This window comes from Streptomyces iconiensis, from assembly GCF_028657195.3.
In the GTDB taxonomy this organism is placed as follows: domain Bacteria; phylum Actinomycetota; class Actinomycetes; order Streptomycetales; family Streptomycetaceae; genus Streptomyces; species Streptomyces iconiensis.
Genome location: NZ_JANCPR020000009.1, coordinates 1 through 18,604 on the forward strand (window position 1 = coordinate 1; position 18,604 = coordinate 18,604).

Below are 18,604 nucleotides of genomic sequence, written 5' to 3' on the forward strand. Positions count from 1 at the left end.
GCCCGGGTGTGCTGGGGGGTGTGAGGGCGCTGGAGGGCGCGAGGGTGGCGGAAGGGGCTGGTGGTGGCGGGCCAGGGGTGGGGGCCGTCAGTTCGCGTAGCGCCGCGTGGCCTGCGCCGAGCAGGCCGGCGTCGGGGCCCGAGACGCTGGCCGCGATGGTGAGGTCGCTGGTGGTCATCGGCAGGCACCGTTCGTAGAGCATGCCGCGCACGGCCGCCACCAGCGGTTCCGCCTCGGCGAGCGCACCGCCGAGCACGACGGCCTCCGGGTTGAAGAAGTTGACGACGACGGAGAGTACGGTGCCGATGTGCCGCCCTGCCTGCCGTACGAGGGTCGTGGCCTGCGGTTCTCCGTCGCGTACGGGGCGCAGCACATCGGCTGCGCCGTCCACGCGCAGTCCGCGCTCGCGCAGCGCGGTGACGATCGCGGCGCCGCTGGCGACCGTCTCCAGGCAGCCGATGTTGCCGCAGGAGCAGGGTCGTTCGGCCGCCGCCTCGACCCGCACATGGCTGATGTCGCCCGCTGCGCCGCCCGCGCCCCGGTAGACGCTGCCGTGGCTGATGACGCCGGAGCCGATGCCCCGGCCCGCCTTGACGAACACGAGGTGGCGCAGTGCGGGGTGCGCGGTGCGGTGCTCGCCCAGGGCCATGACGTTGGCGTCGTTGTCCACGAGGACGGGCAGGCCGAGGCGTTCGCACAGCTGGTCACGCAGCGCGTACAGGTGCCAGCCCGGCATCCGGGAGGGTGCGACGACCCGGCCTGTCGCGGTGTCGACGGGGCCGGGGAAGCCGACGCCGGCGCCGCGCACGGTGCGTCCCCGCGCGCGCTGGCGTTCGGCGAGCGCGTGCAGCCGTTCGGCGAGCAGCCCGAGGGTGGGCTCGGGGCCCTCGGTCAGGTCGAACGCGTGCTCCTCGGTGTCCAGGAGCGTGCCGGTGAGTCCGACGGCGCCCAGCCGCATGTGGTGGCTGCCCAGATCCGCCGCGAGCGCGACGGCGCCGTCGTCCGGTATGCGCAGCAGGCGTGGCCTGCGGCCCCCGCGCGAGGTGCCTTCGCCGTCCTCGGTGAGCAGCCCCTGGTCGACCAGTTCCTGTACCCGCGCGGAGACGGTGGAAGCCGCCAGCCCCAGTTCCCTGACCAGGTCGGCCCGGGAGGAGACGGCACCGCTCGCGACGAGGTCGAGCACATGCGCCGCTGACCCCGGCGGGCCGGGCGGCCTGGGCGGGCCGGGCGGGCCGGGCGGACCTGTGGGGTCGGGCCGCTGCGGTGCGGGGGGCATAGACACCTTTCGGGATGACTGGTGGCCGGACGACTGGGTGGCCGGACGACCGAATGACCGGGCGACCGGATGACCGGATGACCGGATGACCGGGCGACCGGATGACCGGGACGCGCCGGAGAACCGAACCGGACGAGGCCGGAAGGCCGGGCGGCCGGGACGCCGGAGAACCGGGCAGCCGGATGGCCCGGTGGCCGGGCGGCGGCATGAACGTGGACCAGCTTTGTTCGTGTACCGAAGTAAGTGGGCGGCTCAACTCCCGTCAGTAGACACGAGTTCCGGAGATTTCGCCAAGAGGTCTTGACCTTTTTTCGTTGGCCTCCGTACTTTTCTCGCTATCTTCGACCGCCGCTCTTCCGGAGGCAGCATGCGCCAGCCCAGGACTCGCACAGGCGGCCGTACCCGGCGCGCTTCGATCGCCGGACTGCTGCTCGCGGCCCTGGTGCTGACCGGCTGCGGCCCCAAGGTGGAGGCGGTCACCGATCTCGGCGCCGACGAGGGCACACCCGTCGAGGGCGGTACGGCGACCATGGCGCTGCCGCCGGCCGCGACCCCCAACTGGATCTTCCCGATCGGTGCCCCCGGCTATCTGGCCACGCACAACAGCGCCATCCAGAACCTGCTCTACCCGCCGCTGTTCACCCCCGAGGAGAACAAGAGCGGCAAGGTGACCATGGACAGCCCGCGCAACGTCGCGGAGAAACCGCGGTTCAGCGACGGCAACCGGACCGTCACGATCACCCTCAAGAAGCACTACCGCTGGACGGACGGCACACCCGTCACAGCCGACGACGTGCGCTTCTGGTTCGAGCTGATACGCGCCAACAAGAACGACTGGGGCGGCTACTCGCCCAAGCTGATGCCGGACAACGTCAAGAAGTTCGAGCTGCTCGGCAAGCACAGCTTCCGGCTGCACCTGGACCGCGGGTACAACCCGGACTGGTTCGTCGCCAGCCAGATGGAGTCCATCAAGCCGCTGCCCCGGCACGCCTGGAGCAAGAAGGGCGAGGACCCGAAGAAAGTCTTCAAGCGGCTGCTCTCGCACGCCAAGCAGCTGTCGAAGTTCGACAGCGACCCACTGTGGAAGACGACCATGGGCCCCTGGCGCGTCGAGAAGTGGACCACGTCGGGCGTCGTCCAGCTCGTCCCCAACAAGCGTTACGCGGGCCCCGACAAGCCGCACCTCGACCGCGTCGTCCTCAAGCCGTTCACCACGGCGGGCAGCGAGTTCAACGTGCTGCGCTCCGGCGGCCTGGACTACGGCTACATACCGCCGTCCGTCATGGCACAGTCCGAACACTTCAAGAAGACCGGCTACCGCGTCGAACCGTGGGACTCCTGGGGCATCACCTACATCGTCCCCAACCTCAACAACCCCAGGACAGGGCCCCTGATACGTCAGCGCTACCTGCGCCAGGCGCTCCAGTCCCTCATCGACCAGAAGTCCGTCGCCGAACACGTGTGGCACGGCAGCGCCCAGCCCACCCTCGGGCCCGTACCGGCCGCCCTGATGGACGGCAACCCCTTCCCCTACGACCCGGCCAAGGCCCGCCGACTGCTGACAGGCCACGGCTGGAAACGGGGCGATGACGGCACCCTGCGGTGTGCCGAGCCCGGAACCGGCGAGGGACAGTGCGGCAAGGGCATCGGCAAGGGCCGGCGGCTCGCGCTCGAACTGCTCTCGCAGTCCGGGTCGACCGAGAGCTCCAACACCATGCAGGAGATCAAGTCCTCGTTCTCCCGCGCCGGTGTCTCCCTCCAGGTGCGCGAGCAGCCGCTCAACACCGTTCTGGGCACGACCGTTCCGTGCAAGCCGGAGGAACTCGTCTGCTCCCAGTGGGAGATGGGCTTCTTCGGTACGGCGGGCAGCTGGATCTTCCCCGCCGACCCCAGCGGCGAGAAGATCTTCGCCAGCGGAGGGCCCTCCAACATGGGCAACTGGTCCGATCCGGAGACCGACCGGCTCATCAAGCGCACGGAGTACTCCGACGACCCCTCCGCCCTACGCGACTACGCACGCCACCTGGCCCGCGAGGTCCCCGTGCTGTGGACGCCCAACCCCGCCTACCAGGTGTCCGTCATCCGTAACGACCTGCGCGGCGTCGACCAGAACCCCACCCTCACCCTGGCCCCACAGGACTGGTACTTCGTGAAGAAGAACGGCAAGAGCGGCGCGCGCGGCGGCGGCAAGGGAGCCGGCCAGTGATCCGTTTCCTGGTCAAACGCACGGGACAGGCCCTCGTCGTCCTGCTTCTCGTCTCCGCGATCGTCTTCCTGCTCCTCCACCAGCTGCCCGGCGGCCCGGCCCGCGCGATCCTCGGCCCCACCGCGACCCCCGAGGCCATCGCGCACTTCAACCACCTACAGGGATACGACAGGCCGCTGCCCGTGCAGTACGGCATGTTCCTCAAGCGGCTGGTCGCCGGTGACCTGGGCGAGTCCTACAAGCTCAACCAGCCCGTGTTCACCCTGCTCGCCGAACGTCTCCCCAAGACCCTGCTGCTGACCGCGCTGTCCGTCGCACTCGCCGCGCTGCTGGCGATACCCCTCGGCATCGTGCAGGCCGTACGCAGGGGCCGGGCCTCGGACTACGTACTGACGGGCGCCGCGTTCCTCGCGTACGCCACCCCCGTCTTCTTCCTCGGCCTGGTACTGATCCTCGTCTTCTCCCAGCAGTGGCCGCTCTTCCCCGCGGAGGCACCGCAGGCCGACTCGGTCGGCGGCATCCTCAAGGAACCCGGCGGACTCGTGCTGCCCGTCGTCACCATGGCCCTGGGCATCATCGCCATGTTCAGCCGCTACATGCGCTCGGCGGTGCTCGACAACCTCGGCGAGGACTACGTACGCACCGCGCGCTCCAAGGGCCAGTCCCAGGCTCGCGTGATGGCCCGGCACGTGCTGCGCAACGCGCTGATCCCGCTCGCCTCCCTGCTCGGGCTGTACCTGCCGACCCTCTTCAGCGGCGCCCTCGTCGTCGAGTCGATGTTCAACTACCCCGGCATGGGCCTGCTGTTCTGGAACGCCGCCCAGAGCAACGACTTCCCCGTCCTGCTCGGCGTCACCCTCGTCGTCGGTGTGGCCACCGTCCTCGGATCCCTGCTGACGGACATCGCGTACGCCGTCCTCGACCCCCGCATCAGGAGCGTCTCTTGACCGCTGAAGCCGCACCCGTATCCGGCGAGGGGCCCGTTGGCTCCGGTGCTCTTGAGGAAGCCGGTGCTCTTGGGAAAGGTCCCGGGGCCGCCGGGGGTTCGGGTGCCGGTGGAGAATCCGGGGCCACGCCCAGCCTGGCCAGGCGTACGCTCGCCGTCTTCACCCGTAACCGGCTCGCGCTGCTCGGCGCGGGCGTGCTCGCCGCGCTGCTGGCGTTCTGCTTCCTGGGCCCGTTCTTCTACCACACCGACCAGGTGCACACCGATCTCGACCAGGCGAGCCTCGCGCCCGGCAGCCACGGGCATCCGCTGGGCACCACGGACGTGGGCTACGACATGCTCGGCCGGCTGATGCACGGGGGCCAGACCTCGCTCGAAGTCGGCCTCGCCGCAGGGCTGTTGGCCACGCTGTTCGGCACTGTGTACGGCGCCGTCGCCGGTTACTTCGGCGGCTGGGTCGACGCGGTGCTGATGCGGATCACGGACGCGGCACTGGCGATCCCCGCGCTCTTCCTGCTGGTGGTGGTCGCCGCGATCGTCACGCCCAGCAAGCCCGTTCTCATCCTGATCATCGCCTCGGTCGCCTGGCTCTCGCCCGCCAGGCTCATCCGCGGCGAGGCCCTGTCCCTGCGCAGCCGCGACTACGTACACGCCATGCGGCTGATGGGCGGCGGGGGAGGACGCGCCGTCTTCCGGCACATCCTGCCCAACGCGGTCGGCACGGTGATCGTCAACGCCACGTTCCAGATCGCCGACGCCATCCTCTACGTCGCCTACCTGTCGTTCCTGGGCCTCTCCATACCGCCGCCAGCCGCCGACTGGGGCTCCATGCTCAGCTCCGGCATCACCTACACCCAGGTCGGCTACTGGTGGCTGATCTTCCCGCCCGGCCTCGCGATCGTGCTGGTCGTAGCCGCGTTCAACTTCATCGGCGACGGCCTGCGGGACGCCTTCGACGTACGGCTCCAGAAGAACTGAGGGACCACTATGACGCCCACCCCGTCGCCCTCCGGCAGCGGCGCCTCCGCTTCTGGCTCCGAGCCGGCCTCCGTTTCCGGTCCGGGATCCGCCTCCGCCTCCGGTTCGGGCCCGGCTTCTGCCGCCGCCTCCGGTTCGGGCCCCGCTTCAAGCCGCGCTACGGGCTCGGCTTCCGCCTCCGCTTCGAGCCCCGCTTCTTCCTCTGCCTCTGCCCCTGTCGGCTCGGGCGCCGGGCGGCTCGGGGCGGTGCGTTCCGGGCCGGGCCGTTCCGGAACGGCCCGGAACCTGCTCAGCGTCGAGGACCTGCACCTGCGCATAGCGGGCCGCGACCGCATGGGCCGCGACCGCACCGTGCACGCGCTCGACGGCGTCTCGCTGGACCTCGCACCGGGCGAGGCGCTCGGCCTGGTCGGCGAGTCCGGCAGCGGCAAGACGATGACCGCGCTGTCCATACTGGGCCTGCTGCCGCCTGGGGCCCGTGTCACGGCGGGCCGGATCCTGCTGGACACCGGTTCGGACGGAGCCGCCTCGGGCGGAGCCGCCTCGGGCGGAGCCGCCTCGGTTGGAACCTCCTCGGGCGGAGCCTCTTCGGGCGAGGCGGGCCCGGACGACGAGGGCCCGGGCGACGAGGGTGCGAGGCACGTGGGCCCGGAGGGCATCGATCTGGCAGCAGTCGGTGAACCCACGCTGCGCGGCATACGGGGCAACTCCGTCGGCATGGTCTTCCAGGACCCGCTCAGCTCCCTCAACCCCACCATGACCATCGGGGCCCAGGTCGCGGAACCCCTCCTGCTGCACCGGCGGGTCAGCCGTGCCGAGGCCCGCGAGAAGGCCGAGGAGACGCTGCGGATGGTCGGCCTGCCGCAGCCGGGCGAGCGGATGAAGAACTATCCGCACCAGCTCAGCGGAGGTATGCGTCAGCGCGTCGCCATCGCCATGGCGCTGGTGTGCGAGCCGAAGCTGCTCATCGCGGACGAGCCGACGACCGCGCTCGACGTCACCACCCAGCACCAGATCCTGGAACTCATCGCCGAGCTGCGCGAACGCCTCGGCATGGCCCTCATCCTCGTCAGCCACGACCTCGGGGTGATCGCCCGCCGCGTGGACAAGGTCGCGGTCATGTACGGCGGCCAGGTCGCCGAACAGGCTCCCGTACGCGCCCTGTTCGCCGCGCCCCGGCACCGTTACACCCAGGCCCTGTTCGCGGCCCTCCCCGAACGCGCCGCCGGAACAGACCGCCCCCTGGCCACCATCCCCGGCCTCCCACCCACCCTCACCGACACCCTGACGGGCTGCCGCTTCGCCCCACGCTGCACATTCGCGACGGACGAGTGCCGTACGACGGAACCGGTCCCGCACAGCACGGGGGAACACGTCTTCGCGTGCTTTCACCCCGCAGCCCCGGACGCCGACCCGGCGACGGACACGCTCGCGCCACACGGGCCGACCGACGCGCCACACGGGCCGATCGGCACGATGAACGGGCCGATCAGCACGACGAACAGGCGGCCCGAGGGGGCACCCGGGCGAGCGGACGCGGGGTGCGGGCAGGCCGGTGACGACGCGCCGCTCCTCGAACTCTCCGGTGTCAGCAAGGAGTACGCGCTACGTGGCGGCCCGTTCACCCGGCGCCGCGATCGGCGTCAGGTCAGCGCCGTGGCCGACGTGTCGTTGACCGTACGACGTGGCGAGACGTTCGGCATCGTCGGCGAGTCCGGCTGCGGCAAGTCCACGCTGGGCCGGCTCGCCGTCGGGATGGAGGAACCCAGTGGCGGCGCCGTCCGGTTCGGTGGCCGCGACATGGCCTCGCTGGACCGCGCGGGGCTGCGCGCGCACCGGCGCGAGGTCCAGCTGATGTTCCAGGACTCCTACGCCTCCATGGACCCCCGGATGCGCGTCGGCGCCATCCTCCGCGAGCCCTTGGTCATCCAGGGCATCGGGGACCGCGCAGCGCAGGAACAGCGCGTCCGGGAGCTGCTGGACGAGGTGGGTCTTCCCCGCGGTGCCGTGCACCGTTACCCCCACGAGTTCAGCGGCGGCCAGCGCCAGCGCCTCGGTCTCGCCCGGGCGCTGGCGCTGGCCCCTTCCCTCGTTGTCGCTGACGAGCCGGTCTCCGCGCTGGACGTGTCCGTACAGGCGCAGATCCTCAACCTGATGCGGGACCTTCAGCGCGACAAGGGCCTCAGCTATCTGTTCATCTCCCACGACCTGGCCGTGGTGCGTTACCTCGCCGACCGGGTCGGCGTGATGTACCTCGGCAAGCTCGTCGAATCCGGCCCCGCAGAGGAGGTGTTCGCGAACCCCCTGCACCCGTACACCCGCGGCCTGCTCGCCACGGCCGACACCGCCGACGACACCCCGGACGGCCCCGCCGACGACGCCCCCGGGACGGACGCTCCCGTGACGGACGCCCCCGGGGCGGACGGAGCCAGGCCGGAAGGAGCCGTTCCCGGAGGAGCCATGCCTGGAGGAGCCGCGACGCCCGACGCGGCCTCGCCCCTCTCCGGCGAGACCCCCTCGGCCGCCGACCCTCCCTCCGGCTGCCGGTTCCGCACCCGCTGCCCCCTCGCCACCGACCTGTGCGCCACAACTCCGCCGGAGCCGACGGAACCGACCGGGCCCGGCCACCAAGTCAGCTGCCACTACCCGCTGATCGCGGCGTGACGGGCGCCCCGTCACGAGACGGACGGGACGGCCCGGACGGGACGGGATCGGACCGACACCGGGGCCGGGGCCGGGGCCGAGCCGGGCCGGAAGAGGAGCGACCCGCCTGGCGGTTCTCCGCACAGCACGAACGGGCCTTAGTCACGAACGGGCCTTAGTGAAGACGGCGGAGAAGACAGAGACGGCGGAGAAGACAGAGACGGCGGAGACAGCGGAGACAGCGGAGACGGCGGAGACAGCGGAGAGAACAGAGAAGAAGGCGAAGAAGGCGAAGGCGGAGAAGACAGAGAAGGAGGAGAAGGCGGAGACGGCGGTGCCCGTGGAGACAAGGAGTGATGGAGACAAGGAGTGACCAGCATGTTCACCACCCGACCAACCCTGCACGGCACCTTCGGCATGGTGTCCTCGACCCACTGGCTCGCCTCGCAGTCCGGCATGGCCGTACTGGAGAACGGTGGTAACGCCTACGACGCCGCGGTGAGCGCCGGTTTCGTACTCCACGTCGTCGAGCCGCATCTCAACGGCCCTGCGGGTGAGGTCCCTGTGCTGGTGGCACCGGCTGACGGCGAGGTACGGGTGCTGTGCGGGCAGGGCGTGGCCCCGGCCGGAGCGACGGTCGCGCACTACCGTTCGCTCGGGCTGTCCCTCATACCCGGGACGGGCCCGTTGGCTGCCGCTGTGCCGGGGGCGTTCGACGCGTGGATGGTGCTGTTGCGCGATTACGGCACCATGCCGCTGTCCGACGTGCTCAAGTACGCCATCGACTACGCCGAGAACGGTCATCCGGTCATGGCGCGCGTAGGGGACACCGTGGAGACCGTTCGCGGTCTCTACGAGAGCGAATGGACCTCTTCGGCTGACATCTATCTGCCGGACGGCGCGTCACCGCGCGCCGGGGAACTGTTCCGCAACCGGGCGTTGGCGGCGACCTGGCGGCGTCTGATCGCGGAGGCGACCTCAGCGGCCGGCGGAGCCGACGGGTGCAGGACCGCCCAGATCGAGGCCGCGCGGCGCGTCTGGCGTGAGGGTTTCATCGCGCACGCGCTCGTGGCACAGGCGGGGCGCCCCACCCTGGACAGCTCAGGGGAACGGCACACCGGAACCCTGAGCCTCGCCGACCTCGCCGCCTGGGAGGCCACGTACGAGCGACCCGCGACGTACGACTGGAACGGTTGGACCCTGTGCAAGGCGGGCGGCTGGAGCCAAGGGCCCACGCTCCTCCAGCAGTTGGCGCTTCTTCCGCCCGAGCTGCCCGCGTACGGGTCGGCCGAGTACGTCCATCTCCTCATCGAGGGCAGCAAGCTCGCCATGGCGGACAGAGAGGCATGGTACGGAGACGCCCTGGCCGAGGGTGTGCCCCTGGACGCGCTGCTGTCGGACAGCTACAACGCCGGCCGGCGGGCGCTCCTCACCGGCGAGGCGTCGTACGCGCTGCGGCCAGGACGCCCCGGCGGGCGGGAGCCCCGGCTGCCCTCGCATGTGCGAGCCGTCGCCGAAGTCCCCCGGCCCTGCGCGCCCGGACTCCCCGCAGGGATCGGCGAACCCACGGTCGCGCCGGACGGAACCACCCGCGGCGACACCTGCCACCTGGCCGCCGTCGACCGCTGGGGCAACATGGTGTCGGCCACGCCCAGCGGCGGCTGGCTGCAATCCAACCCCGTCGTACCGGAGTTGGGCTTCCCCCTCGGCACTCGCCTCCAGATGGCCTGGCTGGAAGAGGGCCTGGCCAACTCCCTCACACCGGGGCGGCGCCCCCGTACGACGCTGACGCCTTCGGTGGCCCTGCGCAACGGAGTGCCGTTCCTCGCGTTCGGCTCCCCCGGCGGCGACTCGCAGGACCAGTGGCAGACGCACTTCTTCCTCACCGTCGCACTGAACGCCCCCGCCCGCGGCCCCCTCGACCTGCAAGCCGCGATCGACGCCCCCAACTGGCACCAGGAGAGCTTCCCCAGCTCCTTCTACCCACGCGCCACCCGTCCTGGCAGCGTCACGATCGAGTCCCGCATGGATGAGGCAGTGCTCCAGGACCTGCGACAACGCGGACACGACATCACACTGGCCGACGCCTGGTCCGAAGGCAGACTGAGCGCCGTCGCCCGCGATCCCGAAACCGGCGTCCTCTCCGCAGGAGCAAACCCCCGCGGCATGCAGGGCTACGCAACCGGCCGCTGACCACCCGCCCCGGACTACCCGGCCCCTCCTCTGAACGCCCCTCTGGGGACAGGGCTCCCCCCTGAACGCGCCTCGGGGGACAGGGCTCCCCTCTGAACGCGCCTCGGGCTACGGGCTCCACTGAGCGCCCAACTGGCCCTGGACCCGCCCCAGTTGTGCGCCAGACGAGTTGGATACGGGGTGACCGGGGCACCCGTTGGCCGGACGTGAGGTGGGCCGCTGCCCCCACCCGGTCGCGGAATGGCGGGGACCGCTTCACCCAGGCTATGACCCCCGACGGCACGTGGGCCTACACGTACGACCCCCTCGGCCGCCGCCTCACCAAAACGGGCCCCGACGGCAGCGCCCTCACCTTCGCCTGGGACGGCGCGCGCATAGCGGAACAGACCGCGCCGGACGGCACGACGATGACCTGGGACTACGCCCCCGGTACCCACCGCCCCGTCACCCAGACCGAGGGTGGGTACAGGCGGCTGGCGGAAGCGTTCGCGGACCGGTGGGATACGGAGCGGCGGCCAGGTAATGGATGGGCGCGAGCGATTCCGTCGGTGGGCACCAGTTACGGCGCATCACACTGCACCAGGCGGCCCGCACCGCACGGGCGGGCTCCAGGCCACCAACCCCGGGCCCCGCACCCGCTGAGCACACCCACTCACGCAACCGGACCCGCCCGCGCGAACGCACACCCGCGCGAGCGGACCCGTTCACCGATTCGTAAAGATATTCCCCTGATTCTGCCCGTGCGCGCCGCCCTGCCCCATGCCGTATTGGGCGCGGAGGCCGCTGCCGATGTCGGCGCCCTGGGGCGGGAGTTGTTCGCTGGGTTGGACGAGGGCGTAGCCGTGGCCGAGGAACGAGAGTTCCCAGCCCTCGCCCGTTTCGCCGCGGCGGCGCCAGACGCCCTGGGACGAGGTCTGGGCCTGCATTTGTACGCGCAGTGAGGTGGACCAGGCGACGACGGCGTCGGAGTCGGCGTTGACGTAGGTGTCGGGGGTGACGTTCAGCAGCAGGGGCTGGCCCGAGGTCATCAGGGCGACCTTGCCGTGGCCCGTGATGTTGAGGTTGTACGCGCCGGTTCCTGAGATGCCGAACTGGCTGTCCACGGAGATGATCTCGTGGTGCAGCGTGGTGTCCATGGCGAGGACGTACGAGGCGTCGACGGTGAGGCCGTCCCGCTCGACGTCCACGACGTGGATGTACTGCGCGAGGTTGGCGAGGAAGACGGAGCCCTGGCCCGAACAGCGCATCAGGGACAGCTTCTCGCGGCTGGGGCCCCGGCCGCGCCCGCGACCCTGGTACTCGGCGTCGAACTCAAGGAGGCCCTGGTAGGCGACCATGGCGCCCTTGCGGGCCAGCACGTCGTCGTGGCCGGTCAGTGCCACCCGCAGCAACTGCGGGTTCTGTACAGCCCAACGGTCCTGCGTCTGGACCTCGGCATATCCGAAAAGCGAACTCTGCACGGCTGTTCTCCTCCCCCGTCAGCCCCGGACCCGGATGCGGTCCGTGCTGTCCTCGCTCGGCTGGACGACCACGAACCCCTGTCCGGAGAACGCGATCTGGTACGCCTCGCCGCTGCCGCGGCCGATGAGCGCGCCCGCCTTCATGCTGCGCTTGCCCTTCATCTTCAGGCCGCTCGACCAGGCGACGAGCGCGTCGGGATCGACGTACGTCTCGTCCTCACCGCGCCCGCAGTCCACGACGATCGGCGCACCACGCGAGGTGAGCGCGACCCAGCCCGTGCCCCGGATGCCGACGTTGAAGAGGCCCTGTCCCGCGAACTTGGCGAGCCCCTTGACCCGTTCGACGCCCCACTGGAGGTGGGCGTCGAAGGCGAGGAGGTTGGTGCCGTTGACGGAGAGCGACTCCTCGTTGAGGTTGACGCAGACGGTGTCGGCGCCGTAATCAGCGAGGTAGAGCAGGCCGTCGCCCCGGCAGAGCATCAGCGGGTTCTTCTCGCCCGACAGCCATTGCGAGGCCATCTGCCGTACGGCGGGCGGGTTGGCCTCGTACTGCACGAAGCCCTCGTAGGCGACCATCGAGCCCGGTCGCGCGAAGAGGTCCTGGCCCGACTGCATGGCCACCTTGACCATGTGCTGGCCATGGTTCTGCATACGGGCACCGACGGGTGCGGGTGCGAAGCCCGCGAGTGCTGCTGGCTGGTTCACTGAGATTCACCTCGCGAGGCAGTTGAGGTCGCACCCCTGACCGGGGCCTTTCGCGGGGGCACGGGGGGTCGCCCCCCGGGGGAATGCGGCATGACGGGCTCCCCCTAGACCTCGTACGGCTGGACGACGATGAAGTTCCCCGGAGCGCCCCGGAACTGGAGATTGACGGTCTCCCCGCTGTGCCCCGGATAGGCGTTGCGGTGCAGCCGCACCTGGCTGGAGACGATGACCTGCGCCGCCGCAGACCAGGCGACGACCGCCTGTGCGTCGGCGAAGGTGGTCGGTGTCACCGGAAGGACGACGGGCGTGCCCTGCGTCTTGACGACGACCGTGCCCGTACCGGTGAACTGCATGGTGAACAGGGCACCTCCGGGGATGCCGTGCCCCTCGATCCTGCGGACCTCGTGCTGCAGTGACTCGTCGAACGCCAGGACGTTCTCGGCGGAGACGCAGATCGCGTCGCCCTGCAGTTCGACCGGGTGGACATGCGCGGTGTTCTCGGCGAAAAAGACCTGGCCCTTGCCGGAGCAGCGCATGAGCTGCATCTCCTGGCCGGTCGCATTGCCGACCACCCGCCCGGTGAAGCCGGCGCCCTTGTGGGAGAAGTCGACCTTGCCCTGGTAGAGCACCATGCTGCCCTGCTTGGCGAGGACCGGCTGGCCGTCGATGCCGATGTCCGCGCGGATGAGCGACGCGTTCTGCAACGTCCAGCGCTGCCCGGTCGGCACCTCCCGGTACTTCTCCAGCGCCGCCCCCACACCCGCCGCCGGACCCTGCGGTATGTGCGGTACGTGGGGCGCCTGCGGAGCACCCATTCCGCCCTGCCCCTGCGGCGGAGCGAACGGGTTGGACAACTGCTGCCCCGGCGGCCCCTGTTGCTGCGGCGGCTGTGCCGTCTGCGGCGGCGCAGGAGGCGCGTACGGGTTGCTGCCCACCTCCGGGAACCCGGTCTGCCCCTGCGCGGGCGGCGCGAACGCCTGCTGCGGAGGCTGCTGCCCACCAGCCGGCCCCGGCGGCCCGGGCGGCTGCGGCACCTGCGGCGTCTGAACGATCGGCGCGGCCACCGTGGGCGCACCGTGCACATCAGGCACGTAAGGCTGCTGCGGAACCTGCGGCTGCTGGGCGACTTGAGGCTGCTGGACAACCTGCGGCTGAGGCGCCTGCGGTACCTGCGCCGACCCGGACGGCGCCCCCGCGCCGGGGCCCGGCCCGGGAGGCGGCGCGAACGCCGGCGGCGCCTGCTGCACCCCGGGCCCGGGCGGCGGCGCGAACCCGGGAACGCCACCCTGGGACCCCGGCTCGGGTTCCTCCTCCGCGACCTCACCGCCGAAGTTCTTCAGCAGCGCGTCAAGTCCGCCGTCGAAGCCCTGTCCGACGGCTGCGAACCGCCAGATGTCGTTCTTGCGGTAGATGTCACCGAGCATCACGGCGCGCTCGGTGCTGAACTCCGAACCGTCGAAGGCGTACCGCGCGACCTCCTCGCCACCCGCGACGATCCGGATGCAGCCGGGCCCTACCTGGGACATCTGCCCCGGTCCGTCGATCGTCGCCGTGAACGAAAGCCGCTGCACCAGCGGCGGTATCCGGTCCAGCGTCACACGGAAGGACTCGGTGTCCCCGGCCTGCGCGCCCAGGAGCTGGAGTGACTCCTCGGGGGAGGTGGGCTGGTTGAAGAAGATGAAATAGCGCTCGTCGGACAGGCGTTCTTCCCCGTCCAGCCCGAAACAGCTCATGTCGAACGAGAGACCGGCTCCGGCGATCTGTACGCCGATGTACAGGTCCGTGCCCGCCGTCAGATCACTGATCTTCGCTTTGTGGCCGCGCTGGAATTCCCTGGGCATACGAACGACCGTCCCCCGTCCCGTGTGGTGCGTGCTGGTGCCTACGGCCTGCCGCGCACAGCGCCCGCGGGCGTACGTGCCCGTCAGGCAGTGCCCACAGGCTAACGGGTGCCCCGCTGAGCCTTACCCGGCGTGCCCCAAGCCCCCCACACATGCCAGACCCACGCCTCCCGCCCCCCAACTGTTCACGCTCACCCTCAATCTTCCCCAGCCTTCCGCCAGGGGGTGCCCAAGGGACGGGCTCGAACTAGCCCCCCTCAGACTTTGACTCCAGGGCTGGTCCCGATACGGCCGGGGGAGTCCAGAGGGGGCGGAGCCCCTTTTGGCGGGGGGCAGTTGGGGGGCGGAGCCGCCCCAACGCCCGGCCGGCGAGGCCAACGGGGCAAGGGGCGAAGCCCCATTAGGAACGGAAAGCCGAAAACAAACGGAGGCCGAACGAGGAAGGCAGGCGCGAGCCACCTCGCGAACCGAAACCCCCATGCGCTTCGCGCCCCGCTCTTGTACGTTCACGGGCCGTGAAGATCAGAGACGTGAAGATCAGAGAACTGGCCTACGACCACCCAGACGCAGTCAAGCTGACAGAAGAGGTACAGGCCGAGTACGTCGCGCGCTACGGCTCCGGCGACCGAGACCCCCTGACGCCCTCCCACTTCGCGCCGCCGGGCGGCATCTACCTCGTCGCGTACGACACGTCCGGCGCCCCCGTCGCCTCGGGCGGCTGGCGCGCGCAAAACATGACCGCGGACGGATACGAGAAGGGCGACGCGGAGATCAAGCGCATGTACGTGACCCCGAGCGCCCGTGGGCAAGGGCTCGCGCGGAGCATCCTCGCCGCGCTGGAGGACAGCGCGCGCGAAGCGGGCCGCATCCGCGCCGTACTGGAAACAGGCACCCCGCTCCCAGAGGCCCTCGCCCTCTACACCTCCAGCGGCTACGTCACAACGACCGCTTTCGGTACGTACCGCGGACACCCGGAAAGCAGATTCTTCGCGAAGCCGCTGTAAAGCAGGCGGCGTCCGTCGGACGCCAGGCGTCCGACGGACGGAACTCAGACAGAACTACGGAACTACGGAACTACGGAACTGAGGGAACTGAGGGAACTCAGACAGAACCCAAGCGACGTCAGACGGACGCCAGCCCGAACGCCCGCTCAGCCTGCGGACTCTTGTTGACCGCCTGGTAATACGTCTCCGCAGCCGACACACAACTGGTCTGCCGAAGCGGAGTCTTGTACGTGTCACGACACGTACGGACCATCTCCTCGCGGAACCTCCCGTCGATCCAGTTCTTCGTCTCCCGCGTCGGACTGAGCTTCAGCTCATGCTTGCCCCCGTAGTTGCGATAGCCGAAGTCGTGGAGGTTGCACGCGAGCTCGAAGACCTCGCGGTACGGCGTGATCGAGCTGGGCACGGAGCACCCGTCGGTCGTCCAGTTGAACGGCGCGATCCGCGGGGTCTCGGCGAACTCGCCATAGCTCAGCGACATGATCCGGTCGGCCTGTTGCCTGACGCTTCCGCCAGGTGCGCCCGCCACGCCGGACGGGGGCGAGGCGGCGTGCTGAGGCGAAGCGGCGTGCGCCTGCGCCGTACCCGTGCCGGCGAGCGTGCCGACGGTGACGAAGGCAAGGGCCACTGCTGTGCTGGGAAGCTTGGGGTGCATACGTTCTCCGGTGTGCGAGGTGCCGTTCGGGACCGGCCGCGAGCGACCGTGTGGCCCTGAAAACGAGAAGCGGCGGCCCGGGTGACGTACGCCGCCACGCACACCGATGCGCCGCACACAAAGGAGGACCGCACGGTCCAGGAACCCACCGGCCGCGACCACGCACGAAGAACCGCACACGAAGGAGGACCGCACGGTCCACGACTCACCCGCCGCGAGCACGCACGGAGCGGCACGCACGGAGCGGCACGCACGGAGCGGCACGCACGGAGCGGCACCCACAGTGCGGCACGCACGGAGCGGCACCCGAAAAGCGCCCCCAAAAAACACCCACACAGCGCCCCCCAAGGCCCCCCAGACGCCTCGGGGCCAGCACACATCCACCCCACGACCTTTCGCCCGTCACTTTCCTTGGATACGGTCCCTGACGCACAGTTCAATGGCGTGTACATGAACCATTAGGAGGCGGCGACGGTGACCGAGGGGATATCGCGCAGGAAAGCCCTGGGCCTGGGGGCCGGGGTGCTGGGCGCGGGGGCCGCGGGATCGCTGTTGCCGCCCTCGCTCCGCGAGGCGATCGCGGCGCAGGCCGGGGAGACCCGCGGCGGCGGACTCCGGGACATCCGGCACGTGGTGATCCTGATGCAGGAGAACCGTTCGTTCGACCACTACTTCGGCACCCTGCGGGGCGTACGCGGGTACGGCGACCGCAACGCGGTCCAACTCCCCGGCGGCAAGAGCGTGTTCGAGCAGCCCGGGGTGCTCGGCGTCGGGACGGTGCTGCCGTTCTCCGTACGGAAGGCCGCCGAGACGCAGAAGCAGGAGGCGCAGTACATCAGCGACCTCGACCACGGCTGGGAGGGCGGCGCTTCGGCCTGGCACGGCGGCTGGATGGACAACTGGATCACAGCCAAGAGCGCCGCGACCATGGCGCACTACGACCGGCGGGACATCCCGCTCCAGTTCGAACTGGCCGACACCTTCACCGTCTGCGACGCGTACCACTCCTCCATCCACTCCTCCACCAGCCCCAACCGCAATCACCTGGTGAGCGGCTGGACCGGCTTCGAGCCCGGCAGCGGTGACAGGGCCGTCGGCAACGACGCCTACTCCGAGGACACCCACACCGGCTACACCTGGACGACCTACGCAGAGCGGCTGGAGAAGGCGGGGCACTCCTGGCAGGTCTACCAGGAGTGGGACAACTTCACCGACAACAACCTGGAGTTCTACGCGTCCTTCAAGGCGGTGGCGAAGAAGGCGCTCGCCAAGGTCGACGGCGTGCAGAACATGACCGCCTTCTACGGCAAGATGGCCGCTGCCGACGACGCCTGGCGCAAGCTCCTGCTCGCTCGGCTCGACGAGGGCCTCGCGGCGCTCAGCAAGGGCGAGCGCCGGCTGTTCGACCGGGCGCTCTTCCGGGGCGAGCCCGGTTCGACGGCCGACGCCTTCGCCGCCGACGTGGACAAGGGACGGCTGCCCGAGGTCAGTTACCTCGTGCCGTCGGCAGCCGACTCCGAGCACCCCGGCAGCTCCTCGCCCCTCCAGAGCGCCACTTTCGTCTACAAGGTGCTCGACGCGCTGGGCCGCAACCCGCAGGTGTGGAAGCACACCGCGCTGCTGCTGATGTTCGACGAGAACGACGGCTACTTCGACCACGTGCCCCCGCCCGTACCGCCGGAGGGCGTGGACGAGGAGCGCTGGAAGGGCAATCCGACCGGACTCGGCATGCGCGTTCCCATGACCGTCATCTCGCCCTGGACGGTGGGCGGTTACGCCTGCTCCCAGGTCTTCGACCACACCTCCGTCATCCGCTTCCTGGAGAAGTGGACAGGCGTGCGCGAGCCCAACATCACCTCCTGGCGGCGCACCGTCACCGGCGACCTGACCAGCGCGTTCGACTTCTCACGGCGGCGCGCGCAGCCGAGCGTCGAGGAGCCGGGCGCGATCCCGCCGTTCACCCGGCGCTGGCGCCCGCAGCCGCCGGCGCGGCAGGAGATGCCCCGCCAGGAAGAGGGCCGCCGCAAGGCGCGTCCGCTGCCGTACCAGCCCGATTCGGACGGCGTCTACGACAGCGGCGCCGGCCACTTCCGCCTCTCGCTGCGCAACGGCGGCACCGCCAGCGCCCACTTCACGCTCTACCCCTACGAAAAGGAGTACGACCAGCCGCTGCACCACGACGTGCGCGGCGGAAACGGCGAGGGCGGCCGGAGCGACAGGAACGGCGCGAGCGACACGAACGGCCGGAAGGGCGAGGCCGAGGTGCGTGTCCCCGTCAAGGACGGCAGATACCGCTTCACCGTCACGGGCCCGAACGGCTTCCGCCGCGAGTACGCGGGAACGAGCGGGGGAGCGGCGGCGGCCACCGCACTCACCACCCGCGTCGGAGTGCGCCGCCGCGAGCTGCATCTGACCCTCGCCAACGACGGCGACCGGCCCCTCACCTTCCGCATCGAGGCGCTCGCCTACACCGACGACCAGCCGCACACCGTCCGGGTCCCGGCAGGCGGCAGGCGGACGGTCACCCGCCGCACCGCCGCCGCGCACGGCTGGTACGACCTCGCGGTCACGGCCCGCGAGGACGACTCCTTCCACCGCCGCCTGATGGGTCACATCGAGAACGGCGAGGAGTCGGTCACGGGGTGAGCCCGGCGGGGCGGGCCGCCACCACCGAAGGCCCGCCCCGCACGCCAACGG

General features: G+C 70.5%; 13 protein-coding genes. 8 read left to right on the top strand and 5 right to left on the bottom strand.

Annotation, left to right across the window (positions count from 1 at the left end; genetic code table 11):
* The coding region (locus tag NMN56_RS10950; protein WP_283742481.1) for an ROK family transcriptional regulator at positions 1 to 1,276 on the bottom strand (1,276 nt) is incomplete at its 3' end.
* A gap of 367 nt (positions 1,277 to 1,643) precedes the next feature.
* On the opposite strand from NMN56_RS10950, the gene NMN56_RS10955 reads away from it, so the two are divergent.
* From NMN56_RS10955 to NMN56_RS10980, 6 genes are all read left to right on the top strand, one after another.
* Positions 1,644 to 3,482: a peptide ABC transporter substrate-binding protein gene (locus NMN56_RS10955; protein ID WP_274044184.1), complete on the top strand. Its 1,839-nt coding sequence runs from the start codon at positions 1,644 to 1,646 to the stop codon at positions 3,480 to 3,482.
* Positions 3,479 to 4,429, top strand: coding sequence for an ABC transporter permease (locus NMN56_RS10960; RefSeq protein ID WP_274044183.1), 951 nt, complete (start codon positions 3,479 to 3,481; stop codon positions 4,427 to 4,429). The genes NMN56_RS10955 and NMN56_RS10960 overlap by 4 nt, the downstream gene beginning before the upstream one ends.
* A gap of 134 nt (positions 4,430 to 4,563) precedes the next feature.
* Positions 4,564 to 5,406, top strand: coding sequence for an ABC transporter permease (locus NMN56_RS10965; RefSeq protein WP_274044263.1), 843 nt, complete (start codon positions 4,564 to 4,566; stop codon positions 5,404 to 5,406).
* A gap of 246 nt (positions 5,407 to 5,652) precedes the next feature.
* On the top strand, positions 5,653 to 8,070 hold the full coding sequence (locus NMN56_RS10970; RefSeq protein WP_274044182.1) for a dipeptide ABC transporter ATP-binding protein: 2,418 nt from the start codon (positions 5,653 to 5,655) through the stop codon (positions 8,068 to 8,070).
* Between the two features lie 157 nt (positions 8,071 to 8,227).
* Positions 8,228 to 8,422 (top strand): hypothetical protein, encoded by a 195-nt coding sequence (locus tag NMN56_RS10975; RefSeq protein ID WP_274044181.1) that lies wholly within the window; start codon positions 8,228 to 8,230, stop codon positions 8,420 to 8,422.
* 5 nt (positions 8,423 to 8,427) lie between these two features.
* Positions 8,428 to 10,242 (top strand): gamma-glutamyltransferase family protein, encoded by a 1,815-nt coding sequence (locus NMN56_RS10980; protein WP_274044180.1) that lies wholly within the window; start codon positions 8,428 to 8,430, stop codon positions 10,240 to 10,242.
* A gap of 704 nt (positions 10,243 to 10,946) precedes the next feature.
* On the opposite strand, the gene NMN56_RS10990 is transcribed toward NMN56_RS10980, so the two are convergent.
* From NMN56_RS10990 to NMN56_RS11000, 3 genes are all read right to left on the bottom strand, one after another.
* Positions 10,947 to 11,702 carry an AIM24 family protein gene (locus NMN56_RS10990; RefSeq protein ID WP_274044179.1) on the bottom strand — a complete coding sequence of 252 codons (756 nt, stop codon included), beginning with the start codon at positions 11,700 to 11,702 and terminating at the stop codon, positions 10,947 to 10,949.
* A gap of 18 nt (positions 11,703 to 11,720) precedes the next feature.
* Positions 11,721 to 12,407: an AIM24 family protein gene (locus tag NMN56_RS10995; RefSeq protein WP_274044178.1), complete on the bottom strand. Its 687-nt coding sequence runs from the start codon at positions 12,405 to 12,407 to the stop codon at positions 11,721 to 11,723.
* Positions 12,408 to 12,511: 104 nt separating this feature from the next.
* Complete coding sequence (locus NMN56_RS11000; RefSeq protein WP_274044177.1) at positions 12,512 to 14,248, bottom strand: TerD family protein; 1,737 nt, start codon at positions 14,246 to 14,248, stop codon at positions 12,512 to 12,514.
* A gap of 530 nt (positions 14,249 to 14,778) precedes the next feature.
* Here NMN56_RS11000 and NMN56_RS11005 point away from each other — a divergent pair.
* Complete coding sequence (locus NMN56_RS11005) at positions 14,779 to 15,252, top strand: GNAT family N-acetyltransferase (RefSeq protein ID WP_430542543.1); 474 nt, start codon at positions 14,779 to 14,781, stop codon at positions 15,250 to 15,252.
* 118 nt (positions 15,253 to 15,370) lie between these two features.
* Here the strand turns inward: NMN56_RS11005 and NMN56_RS11010 are convergent, their stop codons facing one another.
* A complete protein-coding gene (locus NMN56_RS11010; protein ID WP_274044176.1) occupies positions 15,371 to 15,907 on the bottom strand; it encodes a phospholipase A2 in 537 nt (178 codons plus the stop codon).
* Positions 15,908 to 16,381: 474 nt separating this feature from the next.
* Between NMN56_RS11010 and NMN56_RS11015 the strand changes: the two genes are divergently transcribed.
* Complete coding sequence (locus NMN56_RS11015) at positions 16,382 to 18,553, top strand: phosphocholine-specific phospholipase C (RefSeq protein ID WP_274044175.1); 2,172 nt, start codon at positions 16,382 to 16,384, stop codon at positions 18,551 to 18,553.
* The last annotated feature ends 51 nt before the right edge of the window (positions 18,554 to 18,604 follow it).

What these genes read in the sequence shown, in the direction of transcription:
- NMN56_RS10955 (WP_274044184.1), top strand. Translation starts at nt 1,644, where the DNA reads ATGCGCCAGCCCAGGACTCGCACAGGCGGCCGTACCCGGCGCGCTTCG.
- NMN56_RS10980 (WP_274044180.1), top strand. Translation starts at nt 8,428, where the DNA reads ATGTTCACCACCCGACCAACCCTGCACGGCACCTTCGGCATGGTGTCC.
- NMN56_RS11010 (WP_274044176.1), bottom strand. Translation starts at nt 15,907, where the DNA reads ATGCACCCCAAGCTTCCCAGCACAGCAGTGGCCCTTGCCTTCGTCACC.
- NMN56_RS11000 (WP_274044177.1), bottom strand. Translation starts at nt 14,248, where the DNA reads ATGCCCAGGGAATTCCAGCGCGGCCACAAAGCGAAGATCAGTGATCTG.